Consider the following 15,931-nt stretch of genomic DNA (forward strand, 5'->3'; position numbering starts at 1 on the left):
CGGCCCGGGTCTCAGCGCGGCAGCACCTCGAAGGTGGCGCTCAGGCTGGCGCGCTCCAGGGGCTTGTCTCGGGTGCCGCCCATGGCCATGGGGCCGCCGGGCCCGCCTTGCGGTGCCGGGGCCGCGGCGGGGCGGTCGCCGTGGCTGACGCCCAGCCAGTAGCGGCCCGGGGCGGCCCAGCTCACGCTGAACTGGCCCTGGGCATCGGTGCTCAGCGTCTGTTCGCCGCGGTCGTAGCGGTAGCGGTTGCCTTCGCGCACCAGGGACAGCTTCTCGCCGGCCAGCGGCTGGCCGTTGAGCAGCAGGGTGAAGCGTGTGCGGTCGCCATCGCTGAGGTCGTTCACCGCGTCCAGCGGCAGGACTTCCAGGCCGCGACCTTCGGGGGCGAAGGCGGGCACGGTGGCCTTTTCCCGGCTGACGAAGGTCTGCTGGCGGGCCAGGGTGTGCACCAGCCCCAGCAGCTTGGCGTCGGCCGGCACCTTCTGGGCGAATTCGGCCGGGGTGCCGCGGAAGCGCTGGGGCTTGCCCTCGGCGTCCTGGTAGCTGGCCATCAGGCTCTCGCTGAGGTTGCTGATGCGGTAGCTGCCTTCGGCCGGCAGCTCGATCACCACGCTGCTGAGCAGGGCGGTTGCGCTGCGCTCACCGGCCGGCAGGGGCTTGCCGTCGGGGCCGGTCACCCGCAGTTCACCCCAGGCCAGCGGGCGCTCGGCGATGAACAGGTCGGTGGAGACCGAGGCGTCGACCACGACGCTCTGGTTGCGGCCGGTCACCAGGGTGGACGAGGGCAGCACCCAGGTGTCGTGGGCCCAGGCGAAAAGAGGCAGGGCGGTGGCCAGGGCCAGCGCAATGGGGTGGGGGCGGAGCAGGGTCATGGTGGACATCCTGTACAGGGGCGTGGATCAGGGGGTGGCCTTGAGCTGCAGGGCGCCCAGTTCATGGGTGCCCTGGGCCTGGGCCTGCTGGGCGGCCTGGATGGGCCAGGTCAGCGGCAGGCGCTGCACCTCGCGGCCGCCGCCTTCGCGGGCGGCTTCCACCACCACCGTGTACTGGCCGGCGGGCAGCCGGGCCAGCGCGGGCAACTGGTCCAGGCGCAGCACCTGTTCGCCCGGCGAGCGGGTGGCGCCGGTCACGCCGTCGGCGGGCACGCTCAGGTCGCGGCCGCCGGCGCGCCACCACTGGCGCATGTCGCGCAACCACTTGGCGCCGCCGTTGTTGGCCTTCTTCAGGTCGTACCAGACGGCCAGCTGGGCGGCGGCATTGGGCTGGCCGTCCTTCTCGAGCCAGACGGCCACATAGGGCTTGTGGTATTCGGCCACGCTCAGGCGGGGCAGCTCCAGCGTGAGCTGCAGGGTGGCGGCGCCGGCCGAGGCGCTGCCCAGCGTCAGCAGGCCCAGGGTGGTGGCGGTGGTGGCAGTGCGGGGGATGAGGGAAGTCATTGGCGTCGAGGTCAATGGATGAACAGGAGCACCAGCAGGGCTGGCAGCACGAAACCCGCGGCCGTCAGCGGCCAGGTCAGCGCGCGCTGGCTGGCATGGCGGTGCAGGATCAGCAGGCCGGTGATGCAGAACACCAGACAGCCTGCGGCGAAGACATCGAGAAAGGCGCGCCAGACGGCGCCGGTGTGGCGACCCTTGTGCAGGTCGTTGAGCAGGGCCAGCAGGCCGCGGTCGCTGTCCTCGAACTCGGTTTCGCCGCTGCCCAGATCGACGCGCAGCCAGGCATCGCCGCCAGGGCGGGGAAGGGCCACGTAAAGCTCCTCGGCGGACCACTCGGGGGCCAGGCCGGCGGCCAGGCGCAGCCCGTGCGACTCGGCCACCCACTGGCGCAGGGGGGCCGGCACCGGCGCGCCGCCGCCGGCCTGGGCCGGCCGTGCGGCCTGTACCGCCGCCAGCACCGGGGCCGGCAGCGTGGCCTGCCAGCGGGTGAGCACAGGCTGGGCCTCGATGTCGGCCGCGTGGTTGAGGGTGAAGCCGGTGACGGCAAACAGCAGCATGCCCACCAGGCACAGGGCCGAGCTGATCCAGTGCCAGCGCAGCAGGGTTTTGAAGCCGTGGGTGTTCACAGCTCGGCCCAGCGGCGCAGCAGGTTGTGGTAGTGGCCGGTGAGCTGCAGCACCTCGTCGCTGTCGCCCAGCCGCGCGCGCAGGCGCTGGATGGTCTGGTCCAGCTCGTAGAGGGCGGCGCGCTGGCCGTCGTCGCGCACCAGGCTCTGGGTCCAGAAGAAGGCGCAGGTGCGGGCGCCGCGGGTGACGGGCTCGACCTTGTGCAGGCTGGTGGACGGGTAGAGGATCAGGTCGCCCGCGGGCAGCTTGACCTCGTGGGCGCCATAGGTGTCCATCACCACCAGCTCGCCGCCCTCGTAGTCCTCGGGGTCGCAGAGGAACAGCGTGGTGGACACGTCGCTGCGCAGGCGCTGGCCGTCGCCCATGGCCATCACCGAGCCGTCCACATGCAGGCCGTAGTTGCCGCCGCCCTGGTAGCGGTTGAACAGCGGCGGCAGGATGCGGTGCGGCAGCGCCGCCGAGACGAACTGCGGGTGGCTGGACAGCCGCTGCACGATGCGCTGGCCCAGCTCGCGGGCCAGCGGGTGGTCGGCGGGCAGCTGTTCGTTGTGCTTGACCAGGGCCCCCTGCGGACCGACGGTGGCTCGCCCATCGGCCCAGGGGGCCTCGGCCAGGGCCTGGCGGAAGCGGGCGACTTCCTCCGCAGACAGAACGCCCGGGATGTGCAACAACATGCCGCGCCGCCTTGCCTCAGAACTGCACGCTGGCCGTCAGCTTGGCCGTGCGCGGCGCGCCCAGCGTGGCGCGCGCGCCGCTGTTGTTGAGCGTGCTGATGTATTCCTTGTCGAACACATTGCCCACGTTCAGCTGCAGCTTCAGGTTCTTCATGACCTGGTAGGACGCCATCAGGTCGGCCACCCAGTAGGCCGGGATCTCCGGCATGTTGGTGACCGACAGGTCGGTGTCGGCGGTGATCGAGCGCTTCTGCTTGGACACGTAGTTCGCACCCGCGCCCAGCGTCAGGTCGCCCAGCGTGTAGGTGCTCCACAGCGAGGCGGTCAGGTCGGGCGACCAGCGCACCCCGGTGGTCTGGGTGTCGTGGTCACTGTTCCAGACGCCGCTTTGCTTGGTGTCCATCGTCGCCACGCCGGCGGAGACCTGCCAGGCTTCGGTCACGCGCCCGACCAGGCCCAGTTCCACGCCCTGCACGCGGGTCTTGCCGGTCTGCACGGCGTTGCCCAGGTCGTCGTAGCTGACCTGGTTCTTGTTCTCGGTGTGGTAGGCCGCCAGGGTCAGGTTCAGGCGCCGGTCCAGCAGGTCCCACTTGGTGCCCAGCTCGAACGTGCGGGTCTGCTGGGGGGCCATCGAGGGGTTGTTGGCGTTGGTGCTGGTGGCCGACAGGGCGAAGTTGGCGCCGCCCGGTGGCGTGTACGCGTTGGCCGCGGCCAGGTAGATGCTGCCGTTCGCGGTGGGCTTGTAGGTCAGGCCCAGGTTCCAGCTGCTGAGGTTGTCGGCCAGGCGCAGGTTGGTGTTGGCGATGCTGCCGACCGCGTAGCCGGGGTAGGTGCTGCTGTTGCTGCTGGTGACGATGGTGCCCACCGAGGTTTCGGTGTGGTAGCGCTCGAAGCGCAGTCCGGCATTGAGCTTCCAGGCCTCGTTCAGGCTCAGCGTGTCCAGCACATAGAGCGCGCCGGTGGTGGTCTTGCCCTCGGTGTCCGCGCCGGTGAGGTAGGGCACGCCCAGGTCGTCGCCAGCGTCGGGGTGGTAGAGGTTGGCCGCCGGGTTGCTGATGGCGCTGTAGCTCACGCCGTTGATGGTCTGCGCCGTGGTGCCGGTGCCGCGGGTCAGCTGGCGCTCGTAGATCAGTTCCACACCGGCTGCCAGGTCGTGGCGGATGCCGGCCGTGGTGAAGTGGGTGCTGACGCTGGTCTGGTTGGTCAGGATCTCGTTGGTCTGGTCGGTGCGCTGGCGGATGCGGCTGACCGTCCAGGTCGAGGGGTCGTCGGCGGTGACGGCGGTGAGCGTGTACACGCCCGTCATCACCCGGTCCATGTGGGTCTGGCCGTAGCGGGTGATGTTGCGCACCGTGGTGCCGGGGGCCAGGTCATGCTCCAGCTTGACCGTGAACATGTCGGCATCGACCTTCTCGTGGTCGCTCTTGCTGCCGTAGAAGTTGTGGGTGTCCACCTTGGCGCCGCTGTTGAGCGCGCTGTCGGCGTTGTAGAAGCCCTTCATGCCGATGGTGGGGATGCCGCCATCGGGCACGTTGTCCTGGTGCACGTGCTGCGAGTACAGGTACAGGCGCGTGGGCGTGTTCAGGCCGAAGGCCACGCCGGGGGCAATGGCCCAGCCCTTGTTCTTGACCTCGTCGCGGCCATCCACGCCGCTGTCCTGGGTCATCACGTTGAGGCGCCAGGCCGAGGTCTCACCGAAGCCCCGGCCGATGTCGGCCGTGGCGCGCTTCGTGTCGGCCGTGCCCAGGGTCAGCGTGGCGTCGTTGCGCTCGTCGCGCTCGGGCAGCTTGCTGATCAGGTTGATGTAGCCGCCGGCCGCGCCGCGGCCGACATCGGCGCCGGACGGGCCCTTGACCACTTCGACCTGGTCCACGTTGAAGACATCGCGGGTGACGGCGCCCAGGTCGCGGATGCCGTCGACGAAGGTCGAGGTCTGGGTCGAGAAGCCGCGCATCTGGAAGGTGTCACCGGCGGCGGTGCTGCCGTTCTCACCCAGCTGCAGCGTGATGCCCGGTGTGTTGCGCAGGGCCTCGGTCAGGGTGGTGGCGCCCTGGGCCTGCATCAGGTCTTTGGTGATGACCTGCACGGACTTGGGCGTGTCCAGCAGCGGCTGGGTCAACTTGGGCGAGGCGCTGGCGTCGGCCTTGTAACCCTCGGCGGTGCCGGTGACGCTGACGGTGGGCAGGGTGGGGGCGTCCTGCGTGGGGGCGGTCTGCGCCTGCAGGGCCAGCGGCAGGCTCAGCAGGGCGGCGCCCAGGGTGGGCGCGGAGGTGGCGGCAAAGGGGATGCTGCGGGTCGGCGCCAGGCGCCGGCTGCGGATGTGGGTGGACATGCTTGGATGTGGGCAAAGGTGGTGTGGGAACCATCTCGGCATCCTCGAAGCCAGCGGCTGGCGGTGGCTGGCATGTCCTGCTTCGGGGGCCTGAACGTGACGGGCCCGACTGCGACCGGGCCCGTTTGACAAATATTAATGCAAATGAGAGTGGTTCGCAATAAAGAATGCAAACAAACCCGGGCATCCCAAAGGGAAGGTCCGGGGGCAGAGGGCCCGACGGCCTACTGGAAGGCCACTTCGGCGAAGCTGCGCAGCTTGCGGCTGTGCAACGGGCCCGAGCCGCCGGCCCGCAACAGCTCGAGCGCGCGGATGCCGATGCGCAGATGCTGGTCCACCCGCTCGCGGTAGAAGTGGTTGGCCATGCCGGGCAGCTTGATCTCGCCGTGCAGCGGCTTGTCGGAGACGCACAGCAGCGTGCCGTAGGGCACCCGGAAGCGGAAGCCGTTGGCGGCGATGGTGGCGCTTTCCATGTCCAGGGCCACCGCGCGGCTCTGGCTGAAGCGGCGCTCGGGACCCGGATGCGGCAGCAGCTCCCAGTTGCGGTTGTCGGTGGTGGCCACGGTGCCGGTGCGCAGCACCTTCTTCAGCTCGTAGCCCGACAGCTGGGTGATCTCGGCCACCGCCTGTTCCAGCGCCAGCTGCACCTCGGCCAGGGCGGGGATGGGCACCCACAGTGGCAGTTCCTCGTCCAGCACATGGTCCTCGCGCACATAGCCGTGGGCCAGCACGTAGTCGCCCAGCTGCTGGGTGTTGCGCAGGCCGGCGCAGTGGCCCAGCATCAACCAGGCGTGAGGCCGCAGCACGGCGATGTGGTCGCTGGCCGTCTTGGCGTTGGAGGGGCCCACGCCGATGTTGACCATGGTGATGCCGCAGCCGTCCTCGCGTACCAGGTGGTAAGCCGGCATCTGCGGCAGGCGCGGCGGGGGCGAGCCGCTGGCCTGGGCCTCGCGGCCGACCCGGGGCGTCACCACATTGCCCGGCTCGACGAAGGCGGTGTACTCGCTCTCGGGGCTCTGCATCAGCTGCCGGCCCAGACGGATGAACTCGTCGATGTAGAACTGGTAGTTCGTGAACAGCACGAAATTCTGGAAGTGCTCCGGGGCGGTGCCGGTGTAGTGGCGCAGCCGGTGCAGCGAATAGTCCATCCGCGGCGCGGTGAACAGGGCCAGCGGCTGCGGTTCACGCGGCCCGGGCTCGAAAGTGCCGTTGGCGATGCCGTCGTCCATGGCGGCCAGGTCCGGCAGGTCGAAGTGCTCGGACAGGCGCCGGCGGCGTTCGCTGCTCAGGTGGCCTTCCACATGCTCGTCGTCGGCCAGCGAGAAATGCACCGGGATCGGCTGCCGGCCCAGCCCCACTTCCAGCCCGATGCCGTGGTTCTTCAGCAGCAGGGCGAACTGCTCCCGGTAGTAGTTGCCGAACAGGTCCGGCCGGGTGAGGGTGGTCTCGTACTGGCCGGGGCCGGCCACGAAGCCGTAGCTCAGCCGGGTGTCGTGGCGCGGGGCCGTGTCCACCTGCACCCGCACGCTGGGATACCAGGCCCGCACCCGGCCGCCCAGGTCCTGCCCGGCCACGTAGTCGCGCAGCTTCTGCCGCAGGTGCTGCACCTGGGCGTTGTAGAGCTCGACCACGCGGGCCAGGGCCGCGTCGGGATCGGTGAACTGTTCCGGCGGGATGAAGGGCGCTTCGATCATGGGCCCATTGTGGGGCCTGTGCGCGGGGCCTGGGCGGAAGGCCACGTGGCTGCAGGCGCGCGGGCGCAATGTAAACATGGGTAAGGCTCTGCCACGGCGGACAACGACGTCGGCCCCCGCGCCGTTGAACCAGCCGGCGGCAGGCCCTGCCCGGGCGGCCCCGGCTCATCCACTGTCTGAGGAACTCGTCCATGCGCACCTTGCTGACCCTGTCCGTCGTCGCGGCGGCTCTTTCCGCCTCCCTGGCCCATGCCGCCGACGCTGTCTCGACCGCGGCCTCCGGGCCGGCCCAGGGCCGGGCTGCAGCGGCCGAACGCTTCAAGGCCCTGGACACCAACGGAGACGGCCGGATCAGCCGGGCCGAGGCCCAGGCGGCTCCGGCCCTGGCGGCCCATTTCGACCAGATCGACGCCAACAAGGACGGTGAGATCACCCCCAAGGAGTTCCGTGCCTATCACCGGGCCCTCAAGGACGCCAAGGCGGCGGGCGGCGGGACGACCGCTGCACCGGCCGGCGCCTTTGCCAAGCTCGACAAGAACGGTGACGGCCTGCTGAGCCGCGAGGAGGTGGCGGGGCACCCCCGGCTGGCGGCCGACTTCGACACGCTGGACACCAATCACGACGGTCAGCTGAGCCCCGCCGAGCTGGCCGCCCTGCGCAAGAAGCCCTGATTCCGGACCTGTCGGTGGCGCCTCCTGTGCGCTGTCAAGTCCTCAAGCCTGTGAACTTGGGGACGAAAACAGGGTTGCTCGGTCTATCGGGGGCGGGGCTTCCGTCCCTAAGATCGGGGCATGATCTCCATGGATGGTGTGCCCTCGGTTCTCATTGCGAAGAACCAATCCTGGGTGCGCAAGCAGGCGCAGGCGCTGGTGCGCCATCTGCCTGCCAACGTGGAGCGCGCCGATCTGATCCAGGTCGGCCTGATCGCCGTGGCGCAGGCCGCCGTCACCTTCGAATGGGAGGGTGATCGCGAATCCGAAGAGGCCCAGCAGGCCTTCGTGCGCTACGCGCGCATGCGCGTGAAGGGCGCGATGCTCGACGAGCTGCGCCAGATGGACTTCCTTTCCCGCGGGGAACGTCGCAAGATCAAGATCATCCAGATCGCGCGTGAGCGCTATCGCAGCCGGCACGGCAAGGAACCCTCCCTGGCCGCGCTGACCGAGCTGACCGAGCTGGACATGGACGAGGTGCAGGCGCTGCTGCAGGCCGACCAGATGGGCCGCAACCAGAGCAGCCTGGACGACGAGCCCGACGACGCCAGCCACCGCCACCACCCGGCCACGCCGCAGGAAGAGGTGGAGGCGCGGGTGGACACCGGCATTGTGCTGCGCCGCCTGGAGCAGTTCTTCGCCGAACTGCCCGAGCGGGAGCGCCTGGTGATCGAGTCCTACCTGGGCGTCGGCCTGACGCCGGTGGAGGTGGCCAAGTCCCTCAAGGTCACACCGTCCCGGGTGTCCCAGATCTACCACTCGGTGGTGCGCAAGGCGGCAGCCCATTTCGCCGAGCCGCCGCGCCAGCGCGCCCTGGACCGCTACCCCGACAAGCAGTCCGCCGCCTTCCAGGAGCTCATCGTCCAGCGCGAGCGCGAGCTGGCCCGCTCGCCGGCCGGCAGCTGGGGCGAACTCATGGAGAAGGTGCTCTCGCGCGCTCCGGTCGATCCTGTCACCGACGCCTGATCGGTCGAAGTCGGCGAGCCCGACAGACCCCGGGGGCATGGCGGGCCGATAATCCCCCGGACCGACTGACAGCGATGGACCCGCGATGAGTTTTCTGGCGATCGATATCGGCAACACGCGGCTGAAGTGGGCGCTCTACGCCTCGCCTCAGCCGGGCGCCGCTGTGCTGGCCCAGGGGGCGGTGTTCCTCGAGAACATCGACGTGCTGGCCGAGCAGGACTGGCGGTCACTGCCGGTGCCGTCCTCCATGCTGGGCTGTGTCGTCGCCGGCGAGGCGGTGCGCCGTCGAGTCGAAGAGCAACTGGAACTCTGGGACCTGACGCCGCGCTGGGTGGTGCCTTCGGCCCACGAGGCGGGCGTGACCAATGGCTACGACCACCCGATGCGCCTGGGCGCCGACCGCTGGGTGGCGCTGATCGGCGCCCGCGGCCACATGCTCGCCCGTGGGCCGGCGCGGCCGGTGGTGGTGGTGATGGTGGGCACGGCCGTGACGGTCGATGCCCTGGACCGTGACGGCCGCTTCCTGGGCGGGCTGATCCTGCCGGGTCACGGCATCATGCTGCGCGCCCTGGAAAGCGGCACGGCCGGCCTGCGGGTGCCCACCGGCGAGGTGGTGCCCTTTCCGGCCAACACCTCCGACGCCCTGACCAGCGGCGGCACCTATGCCATCACCGGCGCGATCGCCCGCATGCGCCGGCACCTGGCCGAGCACAGCGATGGCGAAGAGCCGATGCTGCTGATGACCGGCGGCGCCGGTTGGAAGGTGGCACCCTACCTGGACATGCCCCACGAGCTCGTGGAGTCACTCATCTTTGACGGGTTGCTGCAGATCCAGTCCCACCGCCTGGCCCTGTGAGCCGGGGGCGGCGGCGGGAGGGTGGCTCTCCACATAGCGGCTCACCTCGTTGCGCAGGGCGGCCAGTTCCCGCCGCAGCAGTGTCATTTCGTGGCGCATGTCGTGGATGATCTCGCGCTCGATCAGCCGCTCCTCGGTTTCCACCCATTTGGTGGCGATGGCCGCGGTGACCAGCGTGAGCACGCCGAAGCCCAGCAGCACGACGAAGACCGAAAAAATCTTCGAGGCGGCCGTGGTGGGCACCACATCGCCATAGCCCACCGTGGCCGCCGTCGTGAAGGCCAGCCACATGCCATCGGCCAGCGTGGGCGTGGTGGGTTCCAGCCACCAGAAGCCCAGGCCGCAGGCCAGCAACACGCCCAGTGACACCGTGAGCAGGTAGGTCACCCCGCCGCGGGTGACCAGATGCTGCTGCGCCCAGACCATGCGCAGCAGGGTGAGGAAGGCCACCAGCAGGCGCAGGCCCAGGGCCAGGGTGGAGCTGCGGCTGCCGGGGATGAAGGCGGCCGCCAGCAGGCCCAGCACCAATGCAATATCGGTCGGATTGGCCAGCAGGTGGGCCAGCGGGCGACGGGTGTACCAGCTGACATGGGTGAGCCCGGCGCCCACCACCATGGCGGCCACCAGGTAGGCCATGTCGGCCAGCTGGGAGGGACGGTCCTGCAGCAGTTCGGCGTAGAAGGCCGGGATGGTGCAGACCAGCACCGCCATGATCGGCCAGCGCCAGGCCTGCTCGATGCGATGGGCCCGGGGGTTGTCCGGGGCCACCGGGCTCAGGCCCCAGCCGGCGACGCGGTCGACGAAGCTCTGGGAATCCGGCGAAGGCACTGACGGGGAGGGCGGGCGTGGCATGCGACGAGCCTAGGGCAGGCGGGCGGCCCGCCGGCTTGCGCCCGGTCAAGCCCCCTCAGAGGATGTAACGCGACAGATCCTCATTGTGGGCCAGCTCGCCCAGCTTGGCACCCACCGCGGCCGCGTCCAGCGTGACCGTCTGGCCGGCATGGCGGGGGGCGTCGAAGCTGATCTCGTCGAGCAGGCGTTCCATCACCGTGGCCAGGCGACGCGCGCCGATGTTCTCGGTGCGCTCGTTGACCTCGTAGGCGATCTCGGCCAGTCGGCGGATGCCGTCCGGCGCGATCTCCAGCGTGACGCCTTCGGTGGCCAGCAGGGCCTGGTACTGGCGCACCAGGTTGGCATGGGTGCTCGAGAGGATGGCCTGGAAATCGTCCACCGACAGGGCCTGCAACTCGACCCGGATCGGGAAGCGGCCCTGCAGTTCGGGGATCAGGTCGCTGGGCTTGGAGAGGTGGAAGGCGCCCGAGGCGATGAACAGGATGTGGTCGGTCTTGACCATGCCGTGCTTGGTCTGCACGGTCGTGCCCTCGACCAGGGGCAGCAGGTCGCGCTGCACGCCTTGGCGCGAGACATCGCTGCCCTGGGTGTTGCTGCGGGTGGCCACCTTGTCGATCTCGTCGATGAAGACGATGCCGTTCTGCTCGGCGTTGTGCAGCGCGCGCGCCTTGATGTCGTCCTCGTTGACCAGCTTGCCCGCTTCCTCGTCGGTCAGCTGGCGCAGGGCCTCGGCCACCTTGAGCTTGCGCTGGGTCTTCTTGGCCGTGCCCATCTGCGAGAACAGGCCCTTGAGCTGCTCGGCCATCTCCTCCATGCCGGGCGGGGTGACGATGTCGACGTTGGCCCGGGTCTCGGCCAGTTCCAGCTCGATCTCCTTGTCGTCCAGCGCGCCTTCGCGCAGGCGCTTGCGCATGATCTGGCGGGCGGTGTTGTCCGGGGCCGGGGCGGCGGAGGCGGCAAAACCGAACTCGGCGCCGCCATGGCGCGGCGGGGGCACCAGGATGTCCAGGATGCGCTCCTCGGCGGCTTCCTCGGCGCGCATGCGGTGGCGCCGGATGGCGGCGTCGCGCTCCTGCTTGATGGCCACCTCCATCAGGTCGCGGACGATGGTGTCCACGTCCTTGCCCACATAGCCCACCTCGGTGAACTTGGTGGCCTCCACCTTGATGAAGGGGGCGTCGGCCAGCTGGGCCAGGCGGCGGGCGATCTCGGTCTTGCCTACGCCGGTCGGGCCGATCATCAGGATGTTCTTGGGCGTGATCTCCGCGCGCAGCTTGGGCTCGACCTGCTGGCGCCGCCAGCGGTTGCGCAAGGCGATGGCCACCGCGCGCTTGGCGGCGTTCTGGCCGACGATGTGGCGGTCCAGTTCGGAGACGATCTCCTGCGGCGTCATCATCGAGGGGGTGTCGGGCGTGGTGTCCGTGCTCATTCCAGCACCTCGATCGTGTGGTTCTGGTTGGTGTAGATGCAGATGTCGCCGGCAATCTCCAGCGACTTCTTGACGATGGTCGGGGCGTCCAGATCGGAATGCAGCAGCAGCGCCTTGGCGGCCGCTTGGGCGTAGGCGCCGCCCGAGCCGATGGCCACCAGACCCAGCTCCGGCTCCAGCACATCGCCGTTGCCGGTGATGATCAGGGAGGCGTCGCGGTCGGCCACGGCGAGCATGGCCTCCAGGTTGCGCAGCACCTTGTCGGTGCGCCAGTCGCGGGTGAGCTCGATGGCCGCGCGCACCAGGTGGCCGGAGTGCTTCTCCAGCTTGGATTCGAAACGCTCGAACAGTGTGAAGGCGTCGGCCGTGGCGCCGGCAAAGCCGGCCAGCACCTTGTCATGGTGGAGCTTGCGGACCTTGCGCGCGCTGGACTTGACGACGGTGTGGCCCAGGGTGACCTGGCCGTCGCCGCCCAGGGCCACCTGCCAGCGCCCGTCGGGCAGCTGGCGGCGCACGCTGAGGATGGTGGTGCCGTGGTAGGTGTTCATCGTCCGACGTACTTGGGGACGCCGGAGCGGATCTCAAGCCCCCGGGGAGGGGCCGGTGCGGATCAGACCTGGCGCAGCTGCACCGGGGCGTGCTCGATGATGCCCATGGCACGGAACATCAGCGCCACCAGGCGGTGCACGTCGGTGAAGCGGATCTGCCGGCCTTCGGCCCGCTTGGCGATGACCCAGTTCAGCAGATCGCCTGCGGCGATGAAGTCCACCCGGATCAGCAGCGCGCAGGAAATGTGGATCAGTTTCGCTTCGCCCAGGCGGCTGTCCAGCACGCCCAGCAGGGCGCCGATGTCGCCCGACAGCTGGCCCGAGAGCTCCAGGGTGGTCAGGCTCTGGCTGCCTTCGCCCTCGCCCAGCTCCTGCAGCGTGGTCACGGCTTCGCTGATCACGGACAGGGGCGCCGCCTGGGTGCTGGCGCCAGCACCATCGAGCCGCACCGCGCAGCGTGTCTTCTCCCAGCTCGGCGGAGACACCTCGTAGGTGACGCAGTAGTCGATGGCCACCTCGTCGAACTGGTCGGGCCGGTTCACCAGGCGCAAGGCTTCCATGCGCGTCATCCAGTAGGCCGGATCGGCATCGCGCATGCCCACCGGTGCGGCTTCCTGGAGGACCTGGAACAGGCGGTCCGTGCCCAGCCAGCGCATCTGCAAGGGCTGCCGCGCCCAGCCTTGCATCAGGCGATAGAGCCGGGCGGCCGCGTCGGCATCCAGGTGGGCGAGCCGGGTCCAGTCCAGGGCCCAGGGCTGGGGCAGCTGCAGGGTCTGGGAATCGAGCTGGGCCACCCCGTCCACATCCAGGTCGGCCGGGCAGACCCAGGCCACCATCTGGACCTCGCTGGCGTGGCCGCGCGCCGGCGCGGCCGTGGCCTCGGCCACCAGCTGGGGCAGCGAATACCACTGCGGCGCCGAGCGCTGCAGCTGCATCACGTAGTCGTTGGTCAGGCTGTCGAAATTGGCCTGCTGACCGGTGGCGCGGTAGAAGTCGAACAGCACCAGCCAGGTGTCGTTGTGGCCATGCCGCAGGCCGTTGGCGCCGGTCAGCTGACGCAGCGCCCGCTCGCACAGGGCGAAGTCGGCATTCGCGAAGGCGATGACCGCCTCGTCCAGTTCCTGGTCATGGGAGATCTCGCTGACCTCCATGTCCGGCACATGCCCCTGACCGATCGGTTGGCCGGCCGCAGCGGGCGCTGGCGCAGGCGAGGGGGTCGCCGGTGCGGCGGGCGAGGGCGTCGGGCTGGCGGCGCTGGCGCCGCCGGAAGCGCTCGAGGCGCGTGCCGGCAGGGGTTCCAGCGGGGGCGGCAGGGTGTCGTGAAGCACCGGCACGGTGATGCCGGGCGGCAGCCCCGGGGGCAATGGCTCGCCGGCCTTGGGCAGGCCTGTCTCATGCCAGTCCACCATCGGGCGGGTGGCATCGTCGTTGTGCATGGGCACGGGCGCCGGGGTGGCCAGCTGGCGCACCGGCGCGCTGGGCGGCGGCAAGGGGGTGCTCAGGGTGGGCGGCGGGGCCACGCCCTTGGGCATGCGGGCGCCTGCGCTGCCCGCCATGCCCACCATCTGGCGCTCGATGGCGTCGATCTTGGCCTTGACGCTGCGGTCGGGGCCGCCTGGCAGCTGGGTGGCCTTGACGTCGCTGTCGTCGATGCGGGAGGAGGCACTCAAGGCCTGGGCCTGCTCGGCGTTGAGGCCCTCGCGGCGGATGCGCCGCAGCATGTCCAGCTCGCGCTTGCGCACGAAATCGTTGCGCCGCTTGCGCTCGATCATGGCCTTGAGCTCGGCCTTCTCGACGTCGGCAAACTGGCTGGAGGCCGCGTCCGGCGGGCGGCTGATCAGCTCGCGCGCCGGGTGCGCGACCATCTTGACCATGCGGCGAAACACGCCGTCTCCGTTACCGCTGGCCATGGATCCTGCCTTGCTGCTGGGGGAAACGGGGCATCAGTCCCCGAACATCTTCTGCTTCAGCTCACGGCGCTGCTGGGCTTCCAGCGACAGCGTGGCGGTCGGTCGGGCCAGCAGACGGCCCAGGCCGATGGGTTCGCCGGTCTCGTCGCAGTAGCCGTATTCGCCGGACTCGATGCGGGCCAGCGACTGCGAGATCTTCTTGAGCAGCTTGCGCTCGCGGTCACGGGTGCGCAGCTCCAGGGCGTGTTCTTCCTCGATCGTGGCGCGGTCGGCCGGATCGGGCACGATGGAGGTGTCTTCGCGCAGGTTCTCGGTGGTCTGGCCGGCGTTGGACAGCAGGTCGTCCTTCAGGGCCTGCAGCCGGGTGCGGAAGAACTCCAGCTGCTTCTCGTTCATGTACTCCGAATCCGGCATCGCCAGAAGCTCGGCTTCGGTGAGTTCTCCGCCAGCCTTGGTCTTCCAGGCATTGGCGAGTTTGGGGTCGGCCTTCGTGGCGGTCTTCACTGCAGTCATGGGTTCGTGTTCAGGTCGGGCCGGGGGAGGCGCTGGGGAAAAACGGTCGTTGAAGCTGGCCGTGGATGCCATGGGCGCAGCAGCAGGGCGCGGTGCGGCCGATTTCGCGGCGGCCCCCCGGGCGGAGGGCTTCTTGCCGGTGTCTGCCTCGGAGTCGCTGCTCCGGGGCGCCGTCTTGGCCGGTGTCTTGCTCACGGTCGGGTCTCCTCACCATTGCGCGAGTGAAAGGGCTTTATACCCTTGCCGGACCGGCGGGTTGTGGTTCTCCCACCACTCCCACCATGTTCGGGCGCGCGGATTGTAGCCAGCCTGACCGTGCGTGCGGCTTTCACGCCGCGCGGCGCTCAGGCGATGCAGCCTTCCAGGCCCTGCAGCAGGATTTCCTGGGGCAGGTCGATGCCGATGAACACCATCTTGCTCTCCTTGGCCTCGCCCGGGGCCCATTTCGGTCCCAGGTCGCTGCCCATGAGCTGGTGCACGCCCTGGAAGATCACCTTGCGCTCGCTGCCCTTGAGGCACAGCACGCCCTTGTAACGCAGCATCTTGGGGCCGTACACCTGCACGATGGCGCCCAGGAAGTCCTCCAGCTTGGCCGGCGACAGCGGCTTGCTGGTGCGGAAGACGAAGGACTTCACATCGTCGTCGTGATGGTGGTGGTGCGGGTGGTCGCAGTGCTCGCCATGTTCATGGTCATGATCATGGTGATGATGGTCGTGGTCCTCCTCCGCCTTCAGGAAGTCGGGGTCGATGTCCAGCTTGGCGTTGAGGTTGAAGCCCTTGAGGTCGAAGACCTCGGCGATGGGCACCTCGCCGAAATGCACCCGGCGCTGGGGTGCGCGCGGGTTCATGTGCTTGAGCCGGTGCGACAGGGCCTCGACGGCCTCGTCCTTCACCAGGTCGGTCTTGCTGATGAAGATCTGGTCGGCAAAGCCCACCTGGCGGCGCGCCTCCTGGCGGGTGTCGAGCTGCTCGTTGGCGTGCACCGCGTCGACCAGGGTCAGGATGGAGTCGAGCTGGAAGCTCTCGGCCACCTCGTCGTCCATGAAGAAGGTCTGGGCGACGGGGCCCGGATCGGCCAGACCGGTGGTCTCGATGACGACGCGTTCGAAATCGAGCTCGCCCTTGCGGCGGCGCTGGGCCAGGTCCGACAGGGTGCTGCGCAGGTCTTCGCGGATGGTGCAGCAGACGCAGCCGTTGCTCAGCTGGATGATCTGCTCCTGGGTGTCGGACACGAGGATGTCGTTGTCGATGTTCTCCGCGCCGAACTCGTTTTCGATCACGGCGATCTTCTGGCCATGGGCTTCGGACAGCACCCGCTTGAGCAGCGTGGTCTTGCCGGAGCCGAGAAAACCGGTGAGGATGGTGGCGGGAATGAGGGACATGGA

Annotated in this window: 15 protein-coding genes; 3 read left to right on the plus strand and 12 right to left on the minus strand. The window is 69.4% G+C overall.

All coding sequences use genetic code 11. The features are described 5' to 3' along the window. Window positions 1–11: 11 nt before the first annotated feature. From LRM40_RS02860 to LRM40_RS02885, 6 genes are all read right to left on the minus strand, one after another. Window positions 12–872, minus strand: a complete 861-nt coding sequence (locus LRM40_RS02860; RefSeq protein ID WP_170288928.1) for a DUF4198 domain-containing protein — start codon at window positions 870–872, stop codon at window positions 12–14. 27 nt (window positions 873–899) lie between these two features. Then, on the minus strand, window positions 900–1,436 hold the full coding sequence (locus LRM40_RS02865; RefSeq protein ID WP_151125150.1) for a DUF2271 domain-containing protein: 537 nt from the start codon (window positions 1,434–1,436) through the stop codon (window positions 900–902). 11 nt (window positions 1,437–1,447) lie between these two features. Beyond that, the gene (locus LRM40_RS02870; protein ID WP_231067691.1) at window positions 1,448–2,062 is read right to left on the minus strand and encodes a PepSY-associated TM helix domain-containing protein; all 615 of its coding nucleotides are present in this window, start codon (window positions 2,060–2,062) and stop codon (window positions 1,448–1,450) included. Further along, window positions 2,059–2,736 carry a Fe2+-dependent dioxygenase gene (locus LRM40_RS02875; protein WP_151125148.1) on the minus strand — a complete coding sequence of 226 codons (678 nt, stop codon included), beginning with the start codon at window positions 2,734–2,736 and terminating at the stop codon, window positions 2,059–2,061. Before LRM40_RS02875 ends, LRM40_RS02870 begins: the two co-directional genes overlap by 4 nt. 16 nt (window positions 2,737–2,752) lie before the next feature. Further along, the gene (locus tag LRM40_RS02880; RefSeq protein ID WP_151125147.1) at window positions 2,753–5,068 is read right to left on the minus strand and encodes a catecholate siderophore receptor Fiu; all 2,316 of its coding nucleotides are present in this window, start codon (window positions 5,066–5,068) and stop codon (window positions 2,753–2,755) included. Between the two features lie 224 nt (window positions 5,069–5,292). Beyond that, window positions 5,293–6,762 (minus strand): AMP nucleosidase, encoded by a 1,470-nt coding sequence (locus LRM40_RS02885; protein WP_151125146.1) that lies wholly within the window; start codon window positions 6,760–6,762, stop codon window positions 5,293–5,295. A 191-nt stretch (window positions 6,763–6,953) separates the two neighbouring features. Between LRM40_RS02885 and LRM40_RS02890 the strand changes: the two genes are divergently transcribed. The 3 genes from LRM40_RS02890 to LRM40_RS02900 all read left to right on the plus strand — a co-directional run bounded on the left by LRM40_RS02890 (window position 6,954) and on the right by LRM40_RS02900 (window position 9,294). Further along, a complete protein-coding gene (locus LRM40_RS02890; protein WP_151125145.1) occupies window positions 6,954–7,433 on the plus strand; it encodes an EF-hand domain-containing protein in 480 nt (159 codons plus the stop codon). 120 nt (window positions 7,434–7,553) lie between these two features. Then, a complete protein-coding gene (locus LRM40_RS02895) occupies window positions 7,554–8,438 on the plus strand; it encodes a sigma-70 family RNA polymerase sigma factor (protein ID WP_151125144.1) in 885 nt (294 codons plus the stop codon). A gap of 85 nt (window positions 8,439–8,523) precedes the next feature. Next, complete coding sequence (locus tag LRM40_RS02900; RefSeq protein WP_151125143.1) at window positions 8,524–9,294, plus strand: type III pantothenate kinase; 771 nt, start codon at window positions 8,524–8,526, stop codon at window positions 9,292–9,294. Here the strand turns inward: LRM40_RS02900 and LRM40_RS02905 are convergent. From LRM40_RS02905 to LRM40_RS02930, 6 genes are all read right to left on the minus strand, one after another. Then, window positions 9,241–10,146 (minus strand): potassium channel family protein, encoded by a 906-nt coding sequence (locus LRM40_RS02905; RefSeq protein ID WP_231067692.1) that lies wholly within the window; start codon window positions 10,144–10,146, stop codon window positions 9,241–9,243. The two genes, LRM40_RS02900 and LRM40_RS02905, sit on opposite strands and share 54 nt — an antisense overlap. A 55-nt stretch (window positions 10,147–10,201) precedes the next feature. Continuing rightward, complete coding sequence (gene hslU, locus LRM40_RS02910) at window positions 10,202–11,575, minus strand: ATP-dependent protease ATPase subunit HslU (RefSeq protein WP_375138581.1); 1,374 nt, start codon at window positions 11,573–11,575, stop codon at window positions 10,202–10,204. Beyond that, window positions 11,572–12,123, minus strand: coding sequence for an ATP-dependent protease subunit HslV (gene hslV, locus LRM40_RS02915; RefSeq protein ID WP_151125142.1), 552 nt, complete (start codon window positions 12,121–12,123; stop codon window positions 11,572–11,574). The genes hslU and hslV overlap by 4 nt, the downstream gene beginning before the upstream one ends. Window positions 12,124–12,185: 62 nt before the next feature. Continuing rightward, window positions 12,186–14,033: an STAS domain-containing protein gene (locus tag LRM40_RS02920; protein ID WP_151125141.1), complete on the minus strand. Its 1,848-nt coding sequence runs from the start codon at window positions 14,031–14,033 to the stop codon at window positions 12,186–12,188. A gap of 33 nt (window positions 14,034–14,066) precedes the next feature. Then, window positions 14,067–14,546 carry an RNA polymerase-binding protein DksA gene (gene dksA, locus LRM40_RS02925; protein WP_211373030.1) on the minus strand — a complete coding sequence of 160 codons (480 nt, stop codon included), beginning with the start codon at window positions 14,544–14,546 and terminating at the stop codon, window positions 14,067–14,069. A gap of 344 nt (window positions 14,547–14,890) precedes the next feature. After that, the gene (locus tag LRM40_RS02930) at window positions 14,891–15,928 is read right to left on the minus strand and encodes a CobW family GTP-binding protein (RefSeq protein WP_151125139.1); all 1,038 of its coding nucleotides are present in this window, start codon (window positions 15,926–15,928) and stop codon (window positions 14,891–14,893) included. Window positions 15,929–15,931 lie beyond the last annotated feature (3 nt).

The sequence above is a fragment of the Ideonella dechloratans genome, assembly GCF_021049305.1.
GTDB lineage: Bacteria > Pseudomonadota > Gammaproteobacteria > Burkholderiales > Burkholderiaceae_C > Ideonella > Ideonella dechloratans.